We start from the raw sequence: 16,355 nt of genomic DNA, 5'->3' as shown, positions 1-16,355 counted from the left end.
GCCCTGGGACTCGCCGTCGTCGGTGTTCTGCTCCCGGCCCTGGTCTCGCTGGTCGCGGCCCCGCTCGCCGCGCCCTTCGCCCCCTCGGTCCTGCCGCTCGCCGCGCTGGCGGCCGCCCTGGCGACCGTCCCGCTCCGCGCGCTCCGGCTTCTCGGCGGTCTCCGGCTCCGCCTTCTCCGCCGTTCCGGCGGACGCGGCGGCCGGCGCCTGCTCGGCGGCCTGGCCCTGATCGCCGCCCTGCTCGCCCGAGGGCACGACGTCGTTCAGGCTCACCTGGTCGTCGGACACCTCGCGCTTGGCGGCGGTGGTGCGGCTCCGCCGGGGACGCTCGGTGCGGCCCGCCTCGGGCTGGGCCGAGTCGAGTGTGGCCGCGGCAGCGTCTCCCTGCGCGCCCCCCGCCGAGCCCTGCCCCTGGCCACCCTGCTTCTCCTGGATGGCGGCGATGAGCTGGCTCTTGCGCATCCCGGTCACACCGGTGATGCCGAGGCTGGACGCGAGCGCCTTGAGCTCGGGCAGCACCATGGCCGACAGGCCGGTGCCCGAGCGGCGGCGCCGGGGGGTGGCGGACTCCGCGGCGGCCGGAGCGGCGTCGGCCACGGTTCCCGTGCTTGATGCGTCCGTAAGGAGTTCGCTGGATTCGCTCACTAAGGGTCCTTCCCAGGGAGCGGGCGTTGGCCGGCGTTCGGCCAGTCGACCCGGTGGTGCGGCCCGGCGGGGGCGCCGGGACGGGCTCCGCTGATCACGATGGAACCGGGATCTGCGTGTTCTGGGCACAGCCAGATGGTGGACGGGACGTTCCGCTCGTGCGTGTCCCCGGTACCGCCACGTCCTGAGTTGTTGCGCTGGAATGCCTGACAACGGGATATCACGGTGTCGGGGAGCCTGGTACGCGGGACCGAAACGACCGGAGGGTCGAACAGGCGACGCGCGGCTGACGAGCACGCTGCCCCGAACGGGGCATCTGGTGCGGCATTCAGCCTAACATCACCAGGGCACACAGCTATTCCCCAGAGGTCGATGTCTTCGCATTTTACCTAGCGGGATCGTGCCGGAACCTGCACCGGCCGGAGCGCCGCGAAGGCCCCGCCCCCGACGCCGCGATCAGGCCCGGACCTCGTGTTCTCCGGTCATGACGCGAGCGCCGCGGGTCGCGACGTCCAACGGGTGTATGTGCCAGCCTTTACCCACTTCGGGGACTACTGAATCAACTCGTGATGCGTTTGTGAAGGCCAGGACAGTCGGACCGGCCCCGGAAATCACCGCCGGGACGCCCCCGTCCCGCAAGGTCTTGACCAGTGCGGCGGACTCGGGCATGGCGGGCGCGCGGTAGTCCTGGTGGAGCCGGTCCTCGGTCGCGTCCAGCAGCACGTCCTCGGCCATTCCCGCGGTGAGCGCCGCGACCAGCAGCGCGGCCCGCCCGGCGTTCGCCGCGGCGTCGCCGTGCGGGACGGCCTCCGGCAGCAGCCCGCGGGCCCGCTCGGTCGCCAGCCGCTGCTCGGGGACGATCGCGACGACCTCGGTGACCTGCGATTCCAGCCGCACCAGCCGCGGGCCGGCCGGCGTCGTCCAGGCGACGGTCAGGCCGCCCGCGAGGCACGGCGCGACGTTGTCGGGATGCCCCTCGATCTCGGTGGCGAGCCGCAGCGCGGCGTCGTCGTCGAGCAGCGCCCCCGCCGGGTGCAGCGCGCGGGCCGCCACGATCGCCGCCACGATCGCGGCGGACGACGAGCCGAGCCCGCGGCTGTGCGGGATCGCGTTGCGGCAGCGCAGCCGGACCCCCGGCGGCCGGGACGGGCCGGATCCGGCCAGGTCATCGAGGACGTCGAGGGTGCGGCGCAGCACCTTCACGATGAGGTGCCGCTCGCCGCGGTCGGCGACCTCCGCGCCCTCGCCGTCCACCTCGATGGCCACCCCGCCGCCGGTCAGCTCGACCTCGACCTCGTCGTGCAGGGCGAGCGCGAGGCCGAGCGAGTCGAAGCCGGGGCCCAGGTTCGCGCTGGTCGCGGGCGTCCGCACCAGCACCGGGCCTTCCGTCCAGCCCACTTAGGTGAGGCCGAGTTCGGAGGCGGCGGAGTGCGCGTCCACCTTGATGGTGGTCGGCGCGGGGGCGCCGGAGATGGCCCAGTCGGGGTCCTTGAGGCCGTTGCCGGTGACCGTGCAGACGACCTTCGCGCCCGGGGCGACGACGCCCTGCTCGCTCGCCTGCAGCAGGCCCGCGACGCTCGCCGCGGAGGCGGGCTCCACGAAGACGCCCTCCTCCCGGGCGAGCAGCCGGTACGCGGCGAGGATCTGCCGGTCGGTGACCGAGTCGATCGCGCCGCCCGACTCGTCGCGCGCGGCGACGGCCAGGTCCCAGGAGGCGGGGTTGCCGATCCGGATCGCGGTCGCGATCGTCTGCGGCTTCAGGACGGGCTCGCCCTTCACGAACGGCGCCGCCCCGCTGGCCTGGAAGCCCAGCATGCGCGGCGTCTTCGACGCCTCCCCGTCGGCGGCGTACTCCCGGTAGCCCATCCAGTACGCGGAGATGTTGCCCGCGTTGCCGACGGGCAGGCAGTGCACGTCGGGGGCGTCGCCGAGCGCGTCCACGATCTCGAACGCCGCCGTCTTCTGGCCCTGCAGCCGGTACTTGTTGACCGAGTTGACCAGCGCCACCGGGTAGTCGACCGACAGCTTGCGCGCCAGTTCGAGGCAGTCGTCGAAGTTGCCGTCCACCTGAAGGAGCCGCGCGCCGTGCACCAGCGCCTGCGCCAGCTTGCCCATCGCGATCTTGCCCTGCGGGACGAGGACCGCGCAGGTCATCCCGGCCCGCACCGCGTACGCGGCGGCGGACGCCGAGGTGTTGCCGGTGGACGCGCAGATCACCGCCTTGGCGCCGTCCTCGGCGGCCTTGCTGATCGCCATCGTCATGCCGCGGTCCTTGAACGAACCGGTCGGGTTGGCGCCCTCGACCTTGAGGAACACCTCGCAGCCGGTCAGCTGGGACAGCCGGTGCGCGGGCACCAGCGGGGTGCCGCCCTCCAGCAGCGTCACGACCGGGGTCCGGTCCGACACCGGCAGCCGGTCGCGGTACTCCTCGATAAGGCCACGCCACGCGCGGGCGTTCGGGTTCACGTCGGTCTCCTGAATGACCTGGGATGTTGCCCGGAGTCTACCGGGATCGCCCGTACCGCTACGCGGCCCGGTCACCGGGCCTCACCTGGGGCGTCACTCCTCGCCTTCGACCCGCATCACGCTGGTCACGGCCCGGACGATCTCAAGCCCGCGCAGGCCCTCCACCGTCGCGGTGAGGGCCGCGTCCGGCGCCCGGTGCGTCACCACGACGAGCTGGGCCTCCTCGCCCAGCCCGACCTGCCGGACGGCCTGGATCGACACCCCGTGCCTGGCGAACTCCTCCGCGACCGTGGCGAGGACACCGGCCTCGTCGGTCACGTCCACCTGGATGTAGTAGCGGGTGACGGTCTCGCCCATCGGCAGAACGGGAAGCTTCGCGTACGTCACCTCGACAGGGCCCGGTGTACCGCCGGCCACGTTCCGCGCCACCGCGACAAGGTCGCCCAGGATCGCGGACGCCGTCGGAGCACCACCGGCACCCGCGCCATAGAACATCAGCGATCCGGCGGACTCGGCCTCCACGAACACCGCGTTGTACGCCTCGCGCACACTCGCCAGCGGGTGAGACCTGGGAATCATCGCCGGATACACGCGAACGGACACACCGCGTCCGTTCCGGCCGTCCGTCGAAGGGATGCGCTCGCAGATGGCCAGGAGCTTGACGACGCAGTCCATCCCCTTGGCGCCCGCCACATCGGCGGCGCTCACCTCGGTGATGCCCTCACGATGGACGTCCGCCGCCGTCACGGGCGTGTGGAACGCCAACTGCGCCAGGATCGCCGCCTTGGCCGCCGCGTCGAAACCCTCCACGTCGGCCGTCGGATCGGCCTCCGCGTAGCCGAGCGCCTGAGCCTCCTCCAGCGCGTCGTTGAACCCGGCGCCGTGCGTGTCCATCTGGTCGAGGATGTAGTTCGTGGTGCCGTTGACGATGCCGAGCACCCGGTGCACGTGGTCGCCGACCAGCGAGTCGCGCAGCGGCCGCAGCAGCGGGATCGCGCCCGCCACGGACGCCTCGTAGTACAGGTCGGCGCCGTACTCGCGGGCCGCCGCGAACAGCGTCGCGCCGTCCTCGGCCAGCAGCGCCTTGTTCGCCGTGATCACCGACTTGCCGGACTTCATCGCCTCCAGCATCAGCGTCCTGGCCGGCTCGATGCCGCCGATGACCTCGATGACGATGTCGACGTCGTCCCTGGTCACCAGGCCCTGGGCGTCCGTCGTCAGCAGCTCCCTGGGCACGCCCTCGCGCACCCGGTCCGGCCTGCGCACGGCGATCCCGGCGAGTTCCAGCGGCGTCCCCACGCGCGCGGCCAGATCGTCGGCCTGCTCGATCAGCAGCCGGACGACCTCCGTGCCGACCACCCCGCATCCGAGCAGCGCCACGCGCAGTCCGGGTTTCACGCTTCGACCTCCGCATCGAGCCGCAGCAGGTCCGCCGCGCTCTCCCGGCGGACGATCACGCGCGACCTGCCGTCCCTCACCGCCACGACGGCGGGCTTCGGGACGTGGTTGTAGTTGCTGGCCATCGACCGACAGTACGCACCGGTCGCCGCCACCGCCACCAGGTCCCCCGCCGCAAGATCTTCGGGGAACCACAGGTCCCGCACCACAATGTCGCCGCTCTCGCAGTGCTTGCCGACAAGCCTACTGAGCATGGGCGCCGCATCCGACGACCTGCTCGCCAGCACGCCGGTGTACTCGGCGCCGTACAGCGCGGTGCGCAGGTTGTCGCTCATGCCGCCGTCGACCGACACGTACGTGCGCAGGCCCTCGACGTCCTTCACCGTGCCGACCTCGTACACCGTGACGCCGCCCGGCCCGATGATCGCCCGTCCCGGCTCCACGGTCAGCCGCGGCATCGCCAGGCCGTACGCCCTGCACTCGCGGGCCACGATGTCCCTGAGCCCGTCCGCGATCGACTTGGGGTCGTGCGGCTCCTCGCCCGGCACGTACGCGATCCCGTAACCGCCGCCGAGGTCGAGCTCCGGAAGCTCGATCCCGTGCTCGTCCCGGATCGCGACCAGCAGCTCCGCCAGCCGGTGCGCGGCGACCTCGAACCCGTCCACCTCGAAGATCTGCGACCCGATGTGGCTGTGCAGCCCCACCAGCTCCAGCTGCTTCAGCTCCAGAACCCGCCGGACGGCCTCCAGCGCGGCCCCCGAACTGCGCGAGAACCCGAACTTCTGGTCGTCATGGGCGGTCGCGATGAACTCATGGGTGTGCGCCTCAACACCCGTAGTGACCCGCACCATCACCTTGGGGCGGACACCCATCTCCTGGGCGAGATACCCCAGCCGCGCTATCTCCTCGAACGAATCCAGCACGATCCGTCCGACGCCGGCCTCAAGGGCCTGCTCCAGCTCCCACTTGGCCTTGTTGCTCCCATGCAGGGTGATGCGCTCGGTAGGGAAGTCCGCCGCGAGGGCAACGGCAAGCTCACCCCCACTGCACACGTCGAGCCCCAGGCCCTCCTCCTTCAGCCACCGCGCGACCGCGGTACACAGAAAGGCCTTGCCCGCGTAGTGGACGTCCCCGTCATGGAACGCCGCCGCGTACTCCCTGGCCCGGCTCCGCACGTCCTCCTCGTCATAGACGTACAGAGGCGTCCCGTACTCCTTGGCCAGGTCCCGCACGTCGACACCGCCGACCGTCAGGACACCGTCCTCCCGGCGGGCACTGCGCGGCCACACAGCGGGCTCCAGGGCGTTCAGATCCTCCGCAGGCCCGGCAGGATGGTCCTCCGGCAGCACATCGGCATGCCTCGGCCCAGCAGGGTGTACTCGACTCATATCCGCTCTCTAGGGGTCTCACCGATCATGTTCAGCCCGTTGCCGAGGACGACCTTCACCGCCCGCGCCAAACCCGCCCGTCCCTCAGGACGGTGCTCGTGCACCTCGTGGTACGCCTCGGCCACTCTCTCCAAACACAACATCAGCGGCCTGGCATCCCGTTCCCGCTCCGCCTGCTCCGCCCGCCCGGGCACGTCCCCCATGGCCCACACGAGCTCGGACTCCAGCGCCCCGCCCCGAAACGGCGCGCTCTCGCCCCACCGCTCGACCCAGCAGGCCCGCGCGTAAGCAAGGCGAACCGAAAACCCCGGATTCTCAAACGTCCGGGGCCACTCGTCCCACACACCCCCCGGCACCCGCGCGGCGACCCCGTAACGAGGATCACCCAGGATCTGCTCCACCAGCTCCCCCGCCGCCAGGACGACCCGGACGAACCCATCGCGGACGACGCCCCCGACCCGCCGCGCGATCACCTCGGGATCGACACCGAGCCGCAGCGCCACCGGACTCTCGAACACCCCGCGCCCCCGCCCGAAGACCACGACGCTCTCCGGCACGGCGACATCGATCTCCCCGTCCGCCACGGCGTCCCGCACCGCCCGCACGAGGGCATCGCCTGGAGTCACCCTGGTGAGACTATCCGACCACTATCTGGACACCGCAGCGAGTTTCCGCACCGTCTGGATCAGCTGGTTCGGGTCGAACGGCTTGGTCACGTACGCGTCGACACCGATCTCGTGCCCCCGCCGCACATCGTGCTCCTGCGCCCGCGCAGTGATCATCACGACCCGGATGTGCGCGGTCCCGGGGTCCTCCCGCAGCTTCACCGCGGTCACCCACCCGTCCAGCCGCGGCATCATCACGTCCAGCGTGATCACGTCCGGCCGGACCTCGCCCACCTTCTCCAGGCAGTCCTGACCGTCCACCGCGGTCGACACCTCGAACCCCTCCAGTTGCAGGTTCACGGCGATGAGCTGGCGGATCACCTCGTCATCGTCGACGACCAGCACGCGTCCCAGTGGCTCGGTCACGGCTCGAAGTTAGCCCACTCCTCCCCCGCACGCACGGCGAAATCCCACGTGCACGCCACCCCGCCAACCCTGGTAACCTTCTACCGCGCCACCAACGGCGCAGGGCCCCCTTAGCTCAGGGGATAGAGCAACGGCCTCCGGAGCCGTGTGCGCAGGTTCGAATCCTGCAGGGGGCACCTCAGAAGAATCCGCGAAGAATCCCGGTTGACCAGGCACTAAGCCAGGCACCGGGGTTTGTTGCGTATGCAGCCATGTGCCACCGAAGGCCGCCGATCGGCACGGTCTCCGGAACAACGCGGAACGCGGTTGAGGTCATCTGCCAGAGGTCGCCCCCAGCAATGAGCCCCGGTACGGAAGAGACCGTCCTCGCCGAACGCCGGAGTTCAGCCGCCACGAGACCCCGGGGTGCCGGAAGTCGTGCGGGTTGCGCGCGAGTGGAGTCTTGGCCTGTGCCGTCGTGAGTGCCGTGCCGCGCGCCACGTCCAGGACCCGCCACAGCGTCGAGGGTTGGTAGACGCCGTCCTTGTAGGTGCGGAAGAACCCGCCATCCGGCCCACTGGAGCGCGCCAACTTGCTTGGGATTGGGACGCGCCGCCGGTCGACCGCATGGACCACTTCGGGCGGCTTCCAGGCGCGATCGCTGGCCCCGTCGAGTGGATCCACCGAAAGCTGTTTCTCGCGGACGACGTACTTCAGCGCACCGTAGAAGCCGCGTCAGCGCATGAACGGCGTCCTGGACGGCCGCCCCCGGCTACGGCAACTGCTTGCGCATTAGCGTGCACGCCGCCTCGTACCTAAGGGTGGTTCCGTCTGGACCATCCACGTCCCACGACTCGGGTGCGCTCCCATAGGCGACGTAGCCGAGCCGCTCATACAGCGCGCGGGCCCGTGGGTTGCTCTCCTCGACGCCGAGTTCGGCGCGGTCCAGGCCGCGGGAACGGATTCGCTGCTCGGCAGCCTGAATGAGGATGGTGCCGATCCCGCACGACCGCAGCGCCTCATGAACGGCCAACTGCCAGAGGGTTCCCGCACCGGCCGTCTTCGCGTAGTCGACTCCGCCGACCGCTACAGGAAGACCGGACGGCGGGCAGACGGCGAGATAGTCCACCTCGCCACGTGCGGTCCGGTCCAGGGCCTTGGCCATGCTCACCAGGTGGGTGGCCGACCCGGACCAAGAGCATGAAGGAAGATCGTCATGCGTCAGGTCGCGGACGGTCAGCGAGACCGTGATGTCGGCCATGAGCGCTACCTCTCAATCTCCGGTGACACGCTAACGCTGGGCGTCCTCAGGACACGATCAAGGGCGTTCATGGCCGCCGGCGCCCAGGCCGGGGGCGGTCTGGGCGCCGGTGGGTTCGCGTGTTGGGCGGGCGTCTAGGCGCGGAACGTGACGTGGGCGGAGAGGCGGTTGCCCGAGAGCAGGAGCGTTCCGGCGCCGCCGGTGGTGGTCACCGACCAGGACTGCTGGCCGGACGGGTTCTTCACCCAGCCCTCGACCGCGCAGGTCTTGGTGTCCCTGCAGACCTTCTTGGAGACGGCCGGCCGTCCCCGGTTGATGCCCGAGTAGACGTCGATCACCGCGACCTTCTTGTTGCACTCGACCTTGCCGTAGTGCCAGACGCGGCTGCCGGAGGTGCCGGCGCTGGCGTACGTCCGGCACTTCAGCTTCGTGTTGGCGAAGTGGCTGCTCCAGGGGCCGTAGTCGGTCTTCTTGACCACCTTCGCGGCGGACTGCTGCGAGAGGGACTGCCCCGGAAGCGCCCCGCCCGAAAGGGACTGCGTGGTGCCGGTGCCGGCGACGGGGGACGCGGGCTTGGCCGGTTCGGACGTGAGGCCGGCGACCACCGCGCCGCCGGCCAGGGTGAGTCCCAGTGCGCCCGTCGCGACCAGGGCGTTCGTCTTCTTCATCGCTGAAGCCTTTCTGAAGGATCGGGGCCTTTCTTTGCCGGCCGCCGTTGACTTCAGTGAAGGTAGCGATGTGAAACGATCTGGAGTCAGGGCCCTAGGGCTTCTTTATTCTGTTCGGGGGCCCTACGCAAGGGTGCAGCTATTTACCCATGAGGGTGTGGGGGAATCGTTAGTAAAGGCTTGGACGTGGCGCTATGCGGGTGCCACGGTCTGGATGAAGTTGTATCCCCAGACCGCCGACTTCGAGCATGCGGTGTGGACCGCCTGGACGGTGCCCGAATGCGAGGAGTCGATCCCCACGCACATTCCCTTCTCGCGGGTCTCGCCCGGCCGCAGTTCAAAGAGGGGCACGGGTTGCGAGGTGCCGTCGCCGGCCTTGCCGGAACTCGGCGGTTCGGCCGCCTGCAGGGCGAACCGCTGCCACTTGCTGGCCTTGTCGCACGCCTTCAGGTGGAGGCGTGCGCCGTCGCTGGGGGCGTCCAGCGTGAGGCACCAGAGCTGCTCTTTGACCGTGTAGGCCTTGATCACGTAGATGCCGCCGGAATCGGGTTCCAGCCAGAACCGCTGCAGCGCGTCCTCCTCGTCGCACTGATCCTGGGAAAGGGTCGGTGCGAACTGGTCGTCGGGGAAGATCGCCAGGCAGTCGCCGACCGACGTGGCCGTTTCCGGCTGGACCGCGTACCAGCCCGTGCCCGGCGGGGCCGCGGTCGGCCGTTTCCCGCCGTGCCCGCCGTCGGCCTTGCCGGAGTCGTCGCCCGACCCGGTCAGCATGGCCACCGCGATGACCGCGACGGTGACGAACGCCGGGGCGGCCGCCAGCGGGGACAGCGAACGGCGCGTCCGCTTTTGGCGGCGCTTTCCTCCCGGCTTCCGGTGGCGGGGGCGCGCTCGCTTTTCCGGTTCTTCCGGTGGCGCCTCCCGCGAGGGAGGCGGGGCGAAGGCGGCCTCCGGGGAAGGCGCCGGTGCCGTCCCGCTGATCCTCGCGTACGCGCGCATCCAATCGGCCTGCACTTCGGGCACGCATCCGCAAGCGCTGATGAATGCCGACACAACTTCCCGTCGCGGAAGCTTGCTTCCGCCGAGCATTCCGGCCAGGCCTTCCGGAAGGAGCACAGGCGCGGAGCCCATCCTGGCTTCGAGTTCCGCGAGGCTGAGTCCCGACCAGCGCTGAAGCGCGCGCATCAAGGCGATGAACCCGGCGGCGTCACGGACGCCGTCAGGCTGCGGGACCGCCCTGCGGCCTGGCACTTTTGCCCCTTCTTGCGTTGAAATACTGTTGGTCGTGGGCATCGTAGCGACCTCCATTGGAGATGTGGCTAGTGTTCCCTTTGCAAACGCCTGCGCTTCCGGTTCCGGGCCGACGGTACGAACTCGCGGAGGGCCGCCGATGTCCGATCTCGCCAAGCACGCTTCCGGGTCGCTGCGCGGATCCGCCGAATCCCGCATCGGCACGGCGTTCGTGCTGCTCATCCAGGTGCGGGTGCTGGTCGTCGGGGTGACGGTGCTCATCGACCGGCAGGTCCGGGGCGACTTCTGGGCGCTGGGCGTGCTGGCGGGGGTGGCGCTGCTCTCCGGGCTGATGCTGCTCGGCTGGGAGCAGGTGGTCTCGCGGCTGTACGCGCAGCCGGCCCTGCTGGCCTGCGATGTCCTCGTCGGCTACGCGGTGCTGGAGGCCGGCGGGATCCTCGGCCCGTACTTCCTGGTCACGGTGATCGCGGCCGGCCTGGCCGGGCTGCTGTACCGGTGGCCGACGACGGTGGCGCTGTGCCTCCAGCAGGCCGTGCTGTACTACGTGGCGCTCTTCCAGGGCGACGGGACGGACGGCATCCGGCACAGCACGACGCTCCCGCTGCTGCTCGCGATGCCCGCCTTCTACGGGATCGGCGCCCTGGTCGGCGCCGTGATCCGGCGGCTGTTCGACGAGCAGGCCGCGGCGGAGGAGGCGCTCTGGCGCTCGGAGGCGCTGGCCATGGCCGCCGAGGAGCGCTCCCGGCTCGCCCGGGAGATGCATGATTCGCTGAGCGGCACCCTGTCCGGGATCGCGCTGGCGGCGAGCAGCCTCCCCGCCTTCGTGCGCAGGTCTCCGGAGCGGGCGGAGAAGGAGGCCCAGCGCATCGCCACCGCCGCGCAGATCGCCACCCGGCAGGCGCGCTCGCTCATCTCCGAGCTGCGGTCCGGCACCGTGCAGCGCCCGCTGCACGTCGTGGCCGCCGAGCTCGCGGCGGAGTGGGGCCGGGCGACGGGGTTGCGGGTCGTCACGCGCATCCAGGAGGACGCCGACCTGCCGCTGCATCCCCGGCACGAGACCGTGGCGATCATCTCGGAGGCGCTGGAGAACGTCCGCCGGCACGCCGATGCCTCGGTCGTGGAGCTCACCGTGTCCGGCGGGCCGGACGGCGTCCGGGCGGTTGTGCGCGACGACGGCCGCGGCATGCCCGGACGCCCCGGCAGGGCGGGCTGGCTGGACGAGCTCGCCGGCGGCGGACACTACGGCCTCCTCGGCATGCACGAGCGGGCCCGGCGCGGCGGAGGGGAGCTCACCGTCGACTCGGTCCCGGGCGGCGGCACGAGCATCACCGTCCGGTTCCCCGCCGGGCCGGCCGGCGGCGGGGCGGCATGGGACGGGACGGCGGGGAGGACCCCGGCCGCGAGCGGGAAGGCGCCGATGGAGGGAAGCGAATGAACGCGGGTGTGCGGTGCCGGGTGCTGGTGGTGGACGACAACCCGTTCATCCGCTCCGGGCTCACGCTGGCGCTGGACGCGTCCGGCGAGATCGAGGTCGTGGGCGAGGCGGGGGACGGCCGCGAGGCCGTGGAGCTGGCGCGCGCGCTGGCCCCGGACGTGATCCTGCTGGACGTCCGGATGCCGCACGTCGACGGGATCTCCGCCTCGGCCGCGCTGAGCGCGATCAGCCGGGTCATCATGCTCACCCAGGTCGAGGACCCCGAGGTGGTGCTGGCGGCCGTCCGGAACGGGGCGGTGGGCTACCTGGTGCACAACACCTTCACCCCGGAGGAGCTGGCCGCGGCGGTGCTGGACACCGCGAGGCATCGGGCCCACCCCCTTTCCCAGGCGGCGTCGGCCGCACTGATCGACGCCGCGCGGACCGACCCGGGGGCCGCGCCCGCGGCGGCCGACCCGGCCGAGCAGCGCCGGCGGTTCGGGCTTTCCGAACGCGAGGCCGAGGTCATGGATCTGATCACCCAGGGACATCCGAACTCGGTGATCGCCGCCAAGCTATTTCTCACCGAGAAGACCGTCAAGAATTACATCAACCGGCTTTACGCCAAGCTCGGCGCGCCCAACCGCTCCACGGCCATCGTGACCTGGCTCGGAATGCCGCCGCGGGACTGACCTGCGGCGCGTTATTGAGGTCCCCCCGTCCCGCCGCTAGGGCCGTAGGGCCCTAGGGCCCCGTGGCGCGGCCGAGTAGGTTTCGGACGAATTAGTGGAGTGCGGAACGGCTGAATCGGCTGTCGGCACAATTCGTCCGGTGCGGAGGTTGAACCGTGTCCTTCTCATTCCGTAGACGCGCCGTCGTCGTGACGGTCACGGCGGTGACGGTCGGGGTCTCGGCGTTCGCCGCCCTGCACGAGAGCTCCGCCGACATCGGCCGCACGGGCGCGGCGGCCGAGTTCCACCCGGTCGGGCCGGGCGCCTCCAAGGCCCCCCGGAGCGCTCGGGAGACCCCCCGCGCCGCCGCGGAGGCCGACCGCGCCGCCGAGAAGACCGGCGGCGCGGCGACGGCGGCGCAGCGGTACGGCTGGGGGCGTCCGCTGGCGCACGACGAGTTCAACGGCCGCCTCGACCGGGAGGCGTGGGAGCTGTACGACGGCGAGGGGCACGCCGGCAAGGGGCGGCGCAGCCCCGAGGCGGTCACCGTTCAGAACGGGGCGTTGCGGATCACCGGCACGCCGGACGGGACGACCGGCGGGCTCGGCTGGCGCAACGGCGACCGCAAGTACGGCCGCTGGGAGACGCGGCTGCGGATGAACCGCGCCTGCGCCTGCTACAACGCGAACGTGCTGATGTGGCCCGTCAACGGCGGCGGCGGCACCGCGCCGGAGGGCGGCGGCGGCGAGATCGACTACATGGAGACCTACGGGGACGACGGGCTCCGGAAGGGCGCCAACTTCTTCCTCCACTTCGACCAGCGGAAGGGGTCGGAGCAGAAGGGCCGGGAGGGCAACTCGGGCCGCCTGGACGGCCGGGCCGACGTCGACCTCACCACGTGGCACACGTTCGCGCTCGAGTGGACCCCCAAGGAGATCAACGGGTATGTGGACGGGCGCCGCCACTTCCACACCACCAGGCAGGACGTGCAGCCCCCGCGCGCGATGGGCCAGGCGATCCAGCTCGACTGGATGCCCGAGCTGAAGAAGCTGACCGCGCCCGGCATCGACACCGGCCGCAACGCGACACTCGAGATCGACTGGATCCGCATGTACGACGCCTGATCCCGGCGCCCCCGGGGCGGGGGGACGCGGCGAAGGCCGGCGGGCGGGCACGGTCTTCCGGGCACGGGGTCTCCGGGAGGCCGGCCCGCCGGGGCGTCAGCGGACGATCTGCCACATCCCCTCGCCGTCGCGGCGCAGGACGAACTCGGGCTGGAGCGCCGACTCCGTCAGGTGGCCGTCCGTCCAGCGCAGCCCGGAGAAGGGCAGCACCGCCTCGTCGCGCTCGGTGATCTTGCCGCCGGTGGCCAGGACCCGGCGCAGCGCGAGCCGTTCCCGGGGCCGCAGCAGGTGGGGAGTGTCCTTCACGCCTTTGCGGCAGTCGCCTCTGAGCGCGGGGCCGTTCAAGAAGTCGCTGTCCTTGGCCACGTACCGGCACACGGACGTGTCGCCCGCCGCCTGCCCCCGCAGGAACGCCTGGAGCGCGGCGCGGGCGCCGCGGATGCCGGGCTCGGCGCCGGGATCGGTTTCGGGCGGCTCGGTCGTCTCCGCCGGGCTCGGCGGCGCGGGCCGCGTCGCGGCCGGGGCGGCGCCGGCCTCGCCGTCGTCCGATCCGCCGCCGCATGCCGCGGCGCCCAGCGTTACGGTCGCGAAAAGAAGAAGGCCGCGGACGGCCGCTTTCCGATGTGTCATCGAATGCTCCCTGAACCCGGGATCCGCCGGGTGATCATACTCTGACATATCGCAATTAGGCCATGGCGTCCAGAATGGTCAGCTGATCATCTGGGATGACCGCGCCGCACATCTTCTTGTGTGAAGACTCTTCGTCGGTACCAGGCGTCGAAGACCAGCCGTAGAGGACGGCGAAGGCCAGACCGGAGAGTGCCGCTGTGGTCCATGAGACGTCTGGCTCCAGTGCGCGAGGGAGCGCGCCCCAGAGGGCCCCGCCCGGGGCGTCGTCAATCGACCCACCGGTGGGTGTGGTCGGGGTGGGTTGGAGGATGACCTTGTCCGCTGTGCGGACAGGTGTACGATCCTGGAAACGCGGCAGGGCGATGACTGGTCTCAGTCGGAGAGCAGGGCTCCCACCCCACGCCGGCGACGGGAGGGATGGAATCCCCATGGCCGATCACGAGGTTCCGGTTCTCATCGCGGGAGGCAGCCTTGTCGGGCTGACCACCTCGCTGCTGCTGGCGGCGCGCGGCGTGCCGCACATGCTGGTCGAGCAGCACCGGGGGACGGCGATCCACCCCAGGGCGGCCTCGTTCCACCAGGGAACGATGGAGGTCTTCCGCAGCGTCGGCATGCAGGAGGCCGTCGATGACGCGGCCGAGCGGGAGTTCGTTCAGAACGGGGCGATCATCGCCGTCGAGAGCCTGAGCGGTAAGGAGCTGCAGTACTTCTACCGGTCGTACAACGACGGGGTCGAGGGGCTCAGCCCGACCTCGCGGCTGTTCATCACCCAGATCGGGCTGGAGCCGCTGCTGCGGGACCGGGCGCGGGAGTTGGGGGCCGAGCACTGCTTCGGTACTGAGCTTGTCGGCTTCGAGCAAGATGATGAAGGCGTCACGTCCGTCATACGGTCACGTGACCGCGGAACGGAACGGACCGTGCGGTCGGAGTATCTCGTCGCGGCCGATGGTGCGCACAGTGGTGTGCGAGAGCGGCTGGGGATCGACATGGTGGGGCGTGGCGGGTTCGCCGACTGCGTCACCATCTACTTCAAGGCCGACGTCCGGGAGATGCTCGGGGAGCGCAACCTGAGCGTGGTGTACGTCAACCACCCTGAACTGCTGGGGTTCTTCAGGTTTGCAATTGGCGGTGACTCCGGGTTTCTCGCCGTCTTCGCCACTTTCGGGCCGGACGGCTCCCGGGACAGCGATGTCGGAGAACACGTGGATGCCGCACGGTGCGCGGATCTTGTGCGGACGGCACTCGGCGCCGGGGCCGAGTTCCCGGTCGAGATCGACAATGTGCAGAGGTGGAGTGCGGCGGCCGCCGCGGCCGAGCGGTTCCGGGATCGGCGGGTCCTGCTCGTTGGGGACGCCGCGCACGTCATGCCGCCGACGGGCGGGTTCGGCGGCAATACCGGGATCGCCGACGCGCACAATCTCGCCTGGAAGCTGGCCATGGTGCATGGAGGGGCGGCTGGAGAGCGGCTCCTGGACACCTATGACGCCGAGCGCAGGCCGGTCTGTCAGTTGACCGTAGAGCAGGCGTACACCCGGTACGTGCTGAGGGTGGATTCCTCCCTTCCGAAGGACGATTTGGCGGAGGCGCTCGATGATGCGTCCATCGAGTTGGGCGCCGTTTACCGGTCGGAGGGGGTCGTCGAACCTGCTGCGGAGGGGGCGCCGCTGGAGGATCCTCGGGTTCCTACGGGCCGGGCCGGTACGCGGGCGCCGCATCTGTCACTCGAACGGGACGGGGTCTCGGTTTCGACGCTCGATCTTTTCGGGGGCAGGTTCGTCCTGCTCGCGGGGGCGGAGGGCCGGGAGTGGTGCAATGCCGCCGCTTCGGTGGCCGCGGCTTGGGGTGTCCCGTTGGAGGCCCATTGCGTTGCCGCGACTGGTCCGCTCGTCGACAAGGAAGGGCGGTTCGCGGACGTCTACGGGGTCGGGTCCCGTGGGGCTGTGCTGGTGAGGCCCGACCGTGTGATCGGCTGGCGGACGGACGCGCCGGGTGACGATCCCCGCAGCACGATCGAGGACGTCATGGGCCGGCTTCTGTTCCGCTGAGGTCGTCCGCAGAGCGGCTGGCGGTAGTAGGGCGCTTAGGATGCGGGCATGTCGACCGCTGACCCCTCGCATGCCGGGACGCGCCCTGGCAGCGCCCGGATCGTGTCCTGGGTGGTGGTCGGCATGACCTCGTGGTGGCTCGCCTTTCCCCTGGCCATCGCGATTGGCCTTGCCCTCGTCGACGAAGCTTCGGGCAACGTCGTCGGAAGGTCGGCGGCTGTGGCGCTGCTCTGGGCCGGGCTCGGAGGTGCCGCACTCGCGCCGGTCGCCGGTCTCGTTGCGGCGGTGGTCGGACGGCGGCGCAAGGCGGGCGCCTACTTCATCGGGATGGGCGCGGTGACTGTCTGTTGCGTCCTGTTCATTCTCTACGCGCTTTCCCAGGCGTGA

The 16,355-nt window shown here is 70.8% G+C and carries 16 protein-coding genes and 1 tRNA gene; 6 read left to right on the top strand and 11 right to left on the bottom strand.

All coding sequences use genetic code 11. The features are described 5' to 3' along the window. From ETD96_RS09545 to ETD96_RS09515, 7 genes are all read right to left on the bottom strand, one after another. Nucleotides 1-597 (bottom strand): Rho termination factor N-terminal domain-containing protein (locus ETD96_RS09545; RefSeq protein WP_240807428.1); only part of this gene is annotated, 597 nt, incomplete at its 3' end. A 504-nt stretch (nt 598-1,101) separates the two neighbouring features. Further along, complete coding sequence (gene thrB / locus ETD96_RS09540; protein ID WP_138635946.1) at nt 1,102-2,043, bottom strand: homoserine kinase; 942 nt, start codon at nt 2,041-2,043, stop codon at nt 1,102-1,104. Continuing rightward, nucleotides 2,044-3,111, bottom strand: a complete 1,068-nt coding sequence (gene thrC, locus ETD96_RS09535; RefSeq protein WP_138635945.1) for a threonine synthase — start codon at nt 3,109-3,111, stop codon at nt 2,044-2,046. It abuts the gene before it with no gap. A 93-nt stretch (nt 3,112-3,204) separates the two neighbouring features. Then, nucleotides 3,205-4,509 carry a homoserine dehydrogenase gene (locus ETD96_RS09530; protein ID WP_240807426.1) on the bottom strand — a complete coding sequence of 435 codons (1,305 nt, stop codon included), beginning with the start codon at nt 4,507-4,509 and terminating at the stop codon, nt 3,205-3,207. After that, nucleotides 4,506-5,897, bottom strand: a complete 1,392-nt coding sequence (lysA, locus tag ETD96_RS09525) for a diaminopimelate decarboxylase (protein WP_138635944.1) — start codon at nt 5,895-5,897, stop codon at nt 4,506-4,508. Before lysA ends, ETD96_RS09530 begins: the two co-directional genes overlap by 4 nt. Further along, the gene (locus tag ETD96_RS09520) at nt 5,894-6,523 is read right to left on the bottom strand and encodes a DALR anticodon-binding domain-containing protein (protein ID WP_138635943.1); all 630 of its coding nucleotides are present in this window, start codon (nt 6,521-6,523) and stop codon (nt 5,894-5,896) included. The genes lysA and ETD96_RS09520 overlap by 4 nt, the downstream gene beginning before the upstream one ends. A 21-nt stretch (nt 6,524-6,544) precedes the next feature. Beyond that, on the bottom strand, nt 6,545-6,907 hold the full coding sequence (locus ETD96_RS09515) for a response regulator transcription factor (protein ID WP_138635947.1): 363 nt from the start codon (nt 6,905-6,907) through the stop codon (nt 6,545-6,547). Between the two features lie 125 nt (nt 6,908-7,032). Between ETD96_RS09515 and ETD96_RS09510 the strand changes: the two genes are divergently transcribed. Further along, a tRNA-Arg gene (locus tag ETD96_RS09510) sits at nt 7,033-7,104 on the top strand. 575 nt (nt 7,105-7,679) lie between these two features. Here the strand turns inward: ETD96_RS09510 and ETD96_RS09505 are convergent. The 3 genes from ETD96_RS09505 to ETD96_RS09495 form a co-directional block, all read right to left on the bottom strand. Continuing rightward, nucleotides 7,680-8,168, bottom strand: coding sequence for a GNAT family N-acetyltransferase (locus ETD96_RS09505; RefSeq protein WP_138635942.1), 489 nt, complete (start codon nt 8,166-8,168; stop codon nt 7,680-7,682). Nucleotides 8,169-8,302: 134 nt separating this feature from the next. Further along, nucleotides 8,303-8,836: a hypothetical protein gene (locus ETD96_RS09500; RefSeq protein ID WP_138635941.1), complete on the bottom strand. Its 534-nt coding sequence runs from the start codon at nt 8,834-8,836 to the stop codon at nt 8,303-8,305. 192 nt (nt 8,837-9,028) lie between these two features. Then, nucleotides 9,029-10,126 carry an RICIN domain-containing protein gene (locus ETD96_RS09495; RefSeq protein ID WP_171068947.1) on the bottom strand — a complete coding sequence of 366 codons (1,098 nt, stop codon included), beginning with the start codon at nt 10,124-10,126 and terminating at the stop codon, nt 9,029-9,031. A 97-nt stretch (nt 10,127-10,223) separates the two neighbouring features. Here ETD96_RS09495 and ETD96_RS09490 point away from each other — a divergent pair, with 97 nt between their 5' ends. The 3 genes from ETD96_RS09490 to ETD96_RS09480 all read left to right on the top strand — a co-directional run bounded on the left by ETD96_RS09490 (nt 10,224) and on the right by ETD96_RS09480 (nt 13,293). Then, a complete protein-coding gene (locus ETD96_RS09490; protein ID WP_171068946.1) occupies nt 10,224-11,519 on the top strand; it encodes a sensor histidine kinase in 1,296 nt (431 codons plus the stop codon). Continuing rightward, nucleotides 11,516-12,190 (top strand): response regulator, encoded by a 675-nt coding sequence (locus ETD96_RS09485; protein ID WP_138635938.1) that lies wholly within the window; start codon nt 11,516-11,518, stop codon nt 12,188-12,190. The genes ETD96_RS09490 and ETD96_RS09485 overlap by 4 nt, the downstream gene beginning before the upstream one ends. A 155-nt stretch (nt 12,191-12,345) precedes the next feature. Next, nucleotides 12,346-13,293, top strand: a complete 948-nt coding sequence (locus ETD96_RS09480; RefSeq protein WP_138635937.1) for a glycoside hydrolase family 16 protein — start codon at nt 12,346-12,348, stop codon at nt 13,291-13,293. Nucleotides 13,294-13,389: 96 nt separating this feature from the next. On the opposite strand, the gene ETD96_RS09475 is transcribed toward ETD96_RS09480, so the two are convergent. Then, complete coding sequence (locus tag ETD96_RS09475) at nt 13,390-13,923, bottom strand: hypothetical protein (RefSeq protein ID WP_138635936.1); 534 nt, start codon at nt 13,921-13,923, stop codon at nt 13,390-13,392. A gap of 428 nt (nt 13,924-14,351) precedes the next feature. On the opposite strand from ETD96_RS09475, the gene ETD96_RS09470 reads away from it, so the two are divergent. Together ETD96_RS09470 and ETD96_RS09465 are read left to right on the top strand one after the other, a co-directional pair. After that, nucleotides 14,352-15,968 (top strand): FAD-dependent monooxygenase, encoded by a 1,617-nt coding sequence (locus tag ETD96_RS09470; RefSeq protein ID WP_171068945.1) that lies wholly within the window; start codon nt 14,352-14,354, stop codon nt 15,966-15,968. 48 nt (nt 15,969-16,016) lie between these two features. Next, nucleotides 16,017-16,355 (top strand): hypothetical protein, encoded by a 339-nt coding sequence (locus ETD96_RS09465; RefSeq protein ID WP_138635934.1) that lies wholly within the window; start codon nt 16,017-16,019, stop codon nt 16,353-16,355.

This window comes from Actinomadura geliboluensis (genome assembly GCF_005889745.1).
Taxonomy (GTDB): Bacteria; Actinomycetota; Actinomycetes; order Streptosporangiales; family Streptosporangiaceae; genus Spirillospora; species Spirillospora geliboluensis.
This window is presented reverse-complemented; position numbering and strand designations above follow the sequence as displayed.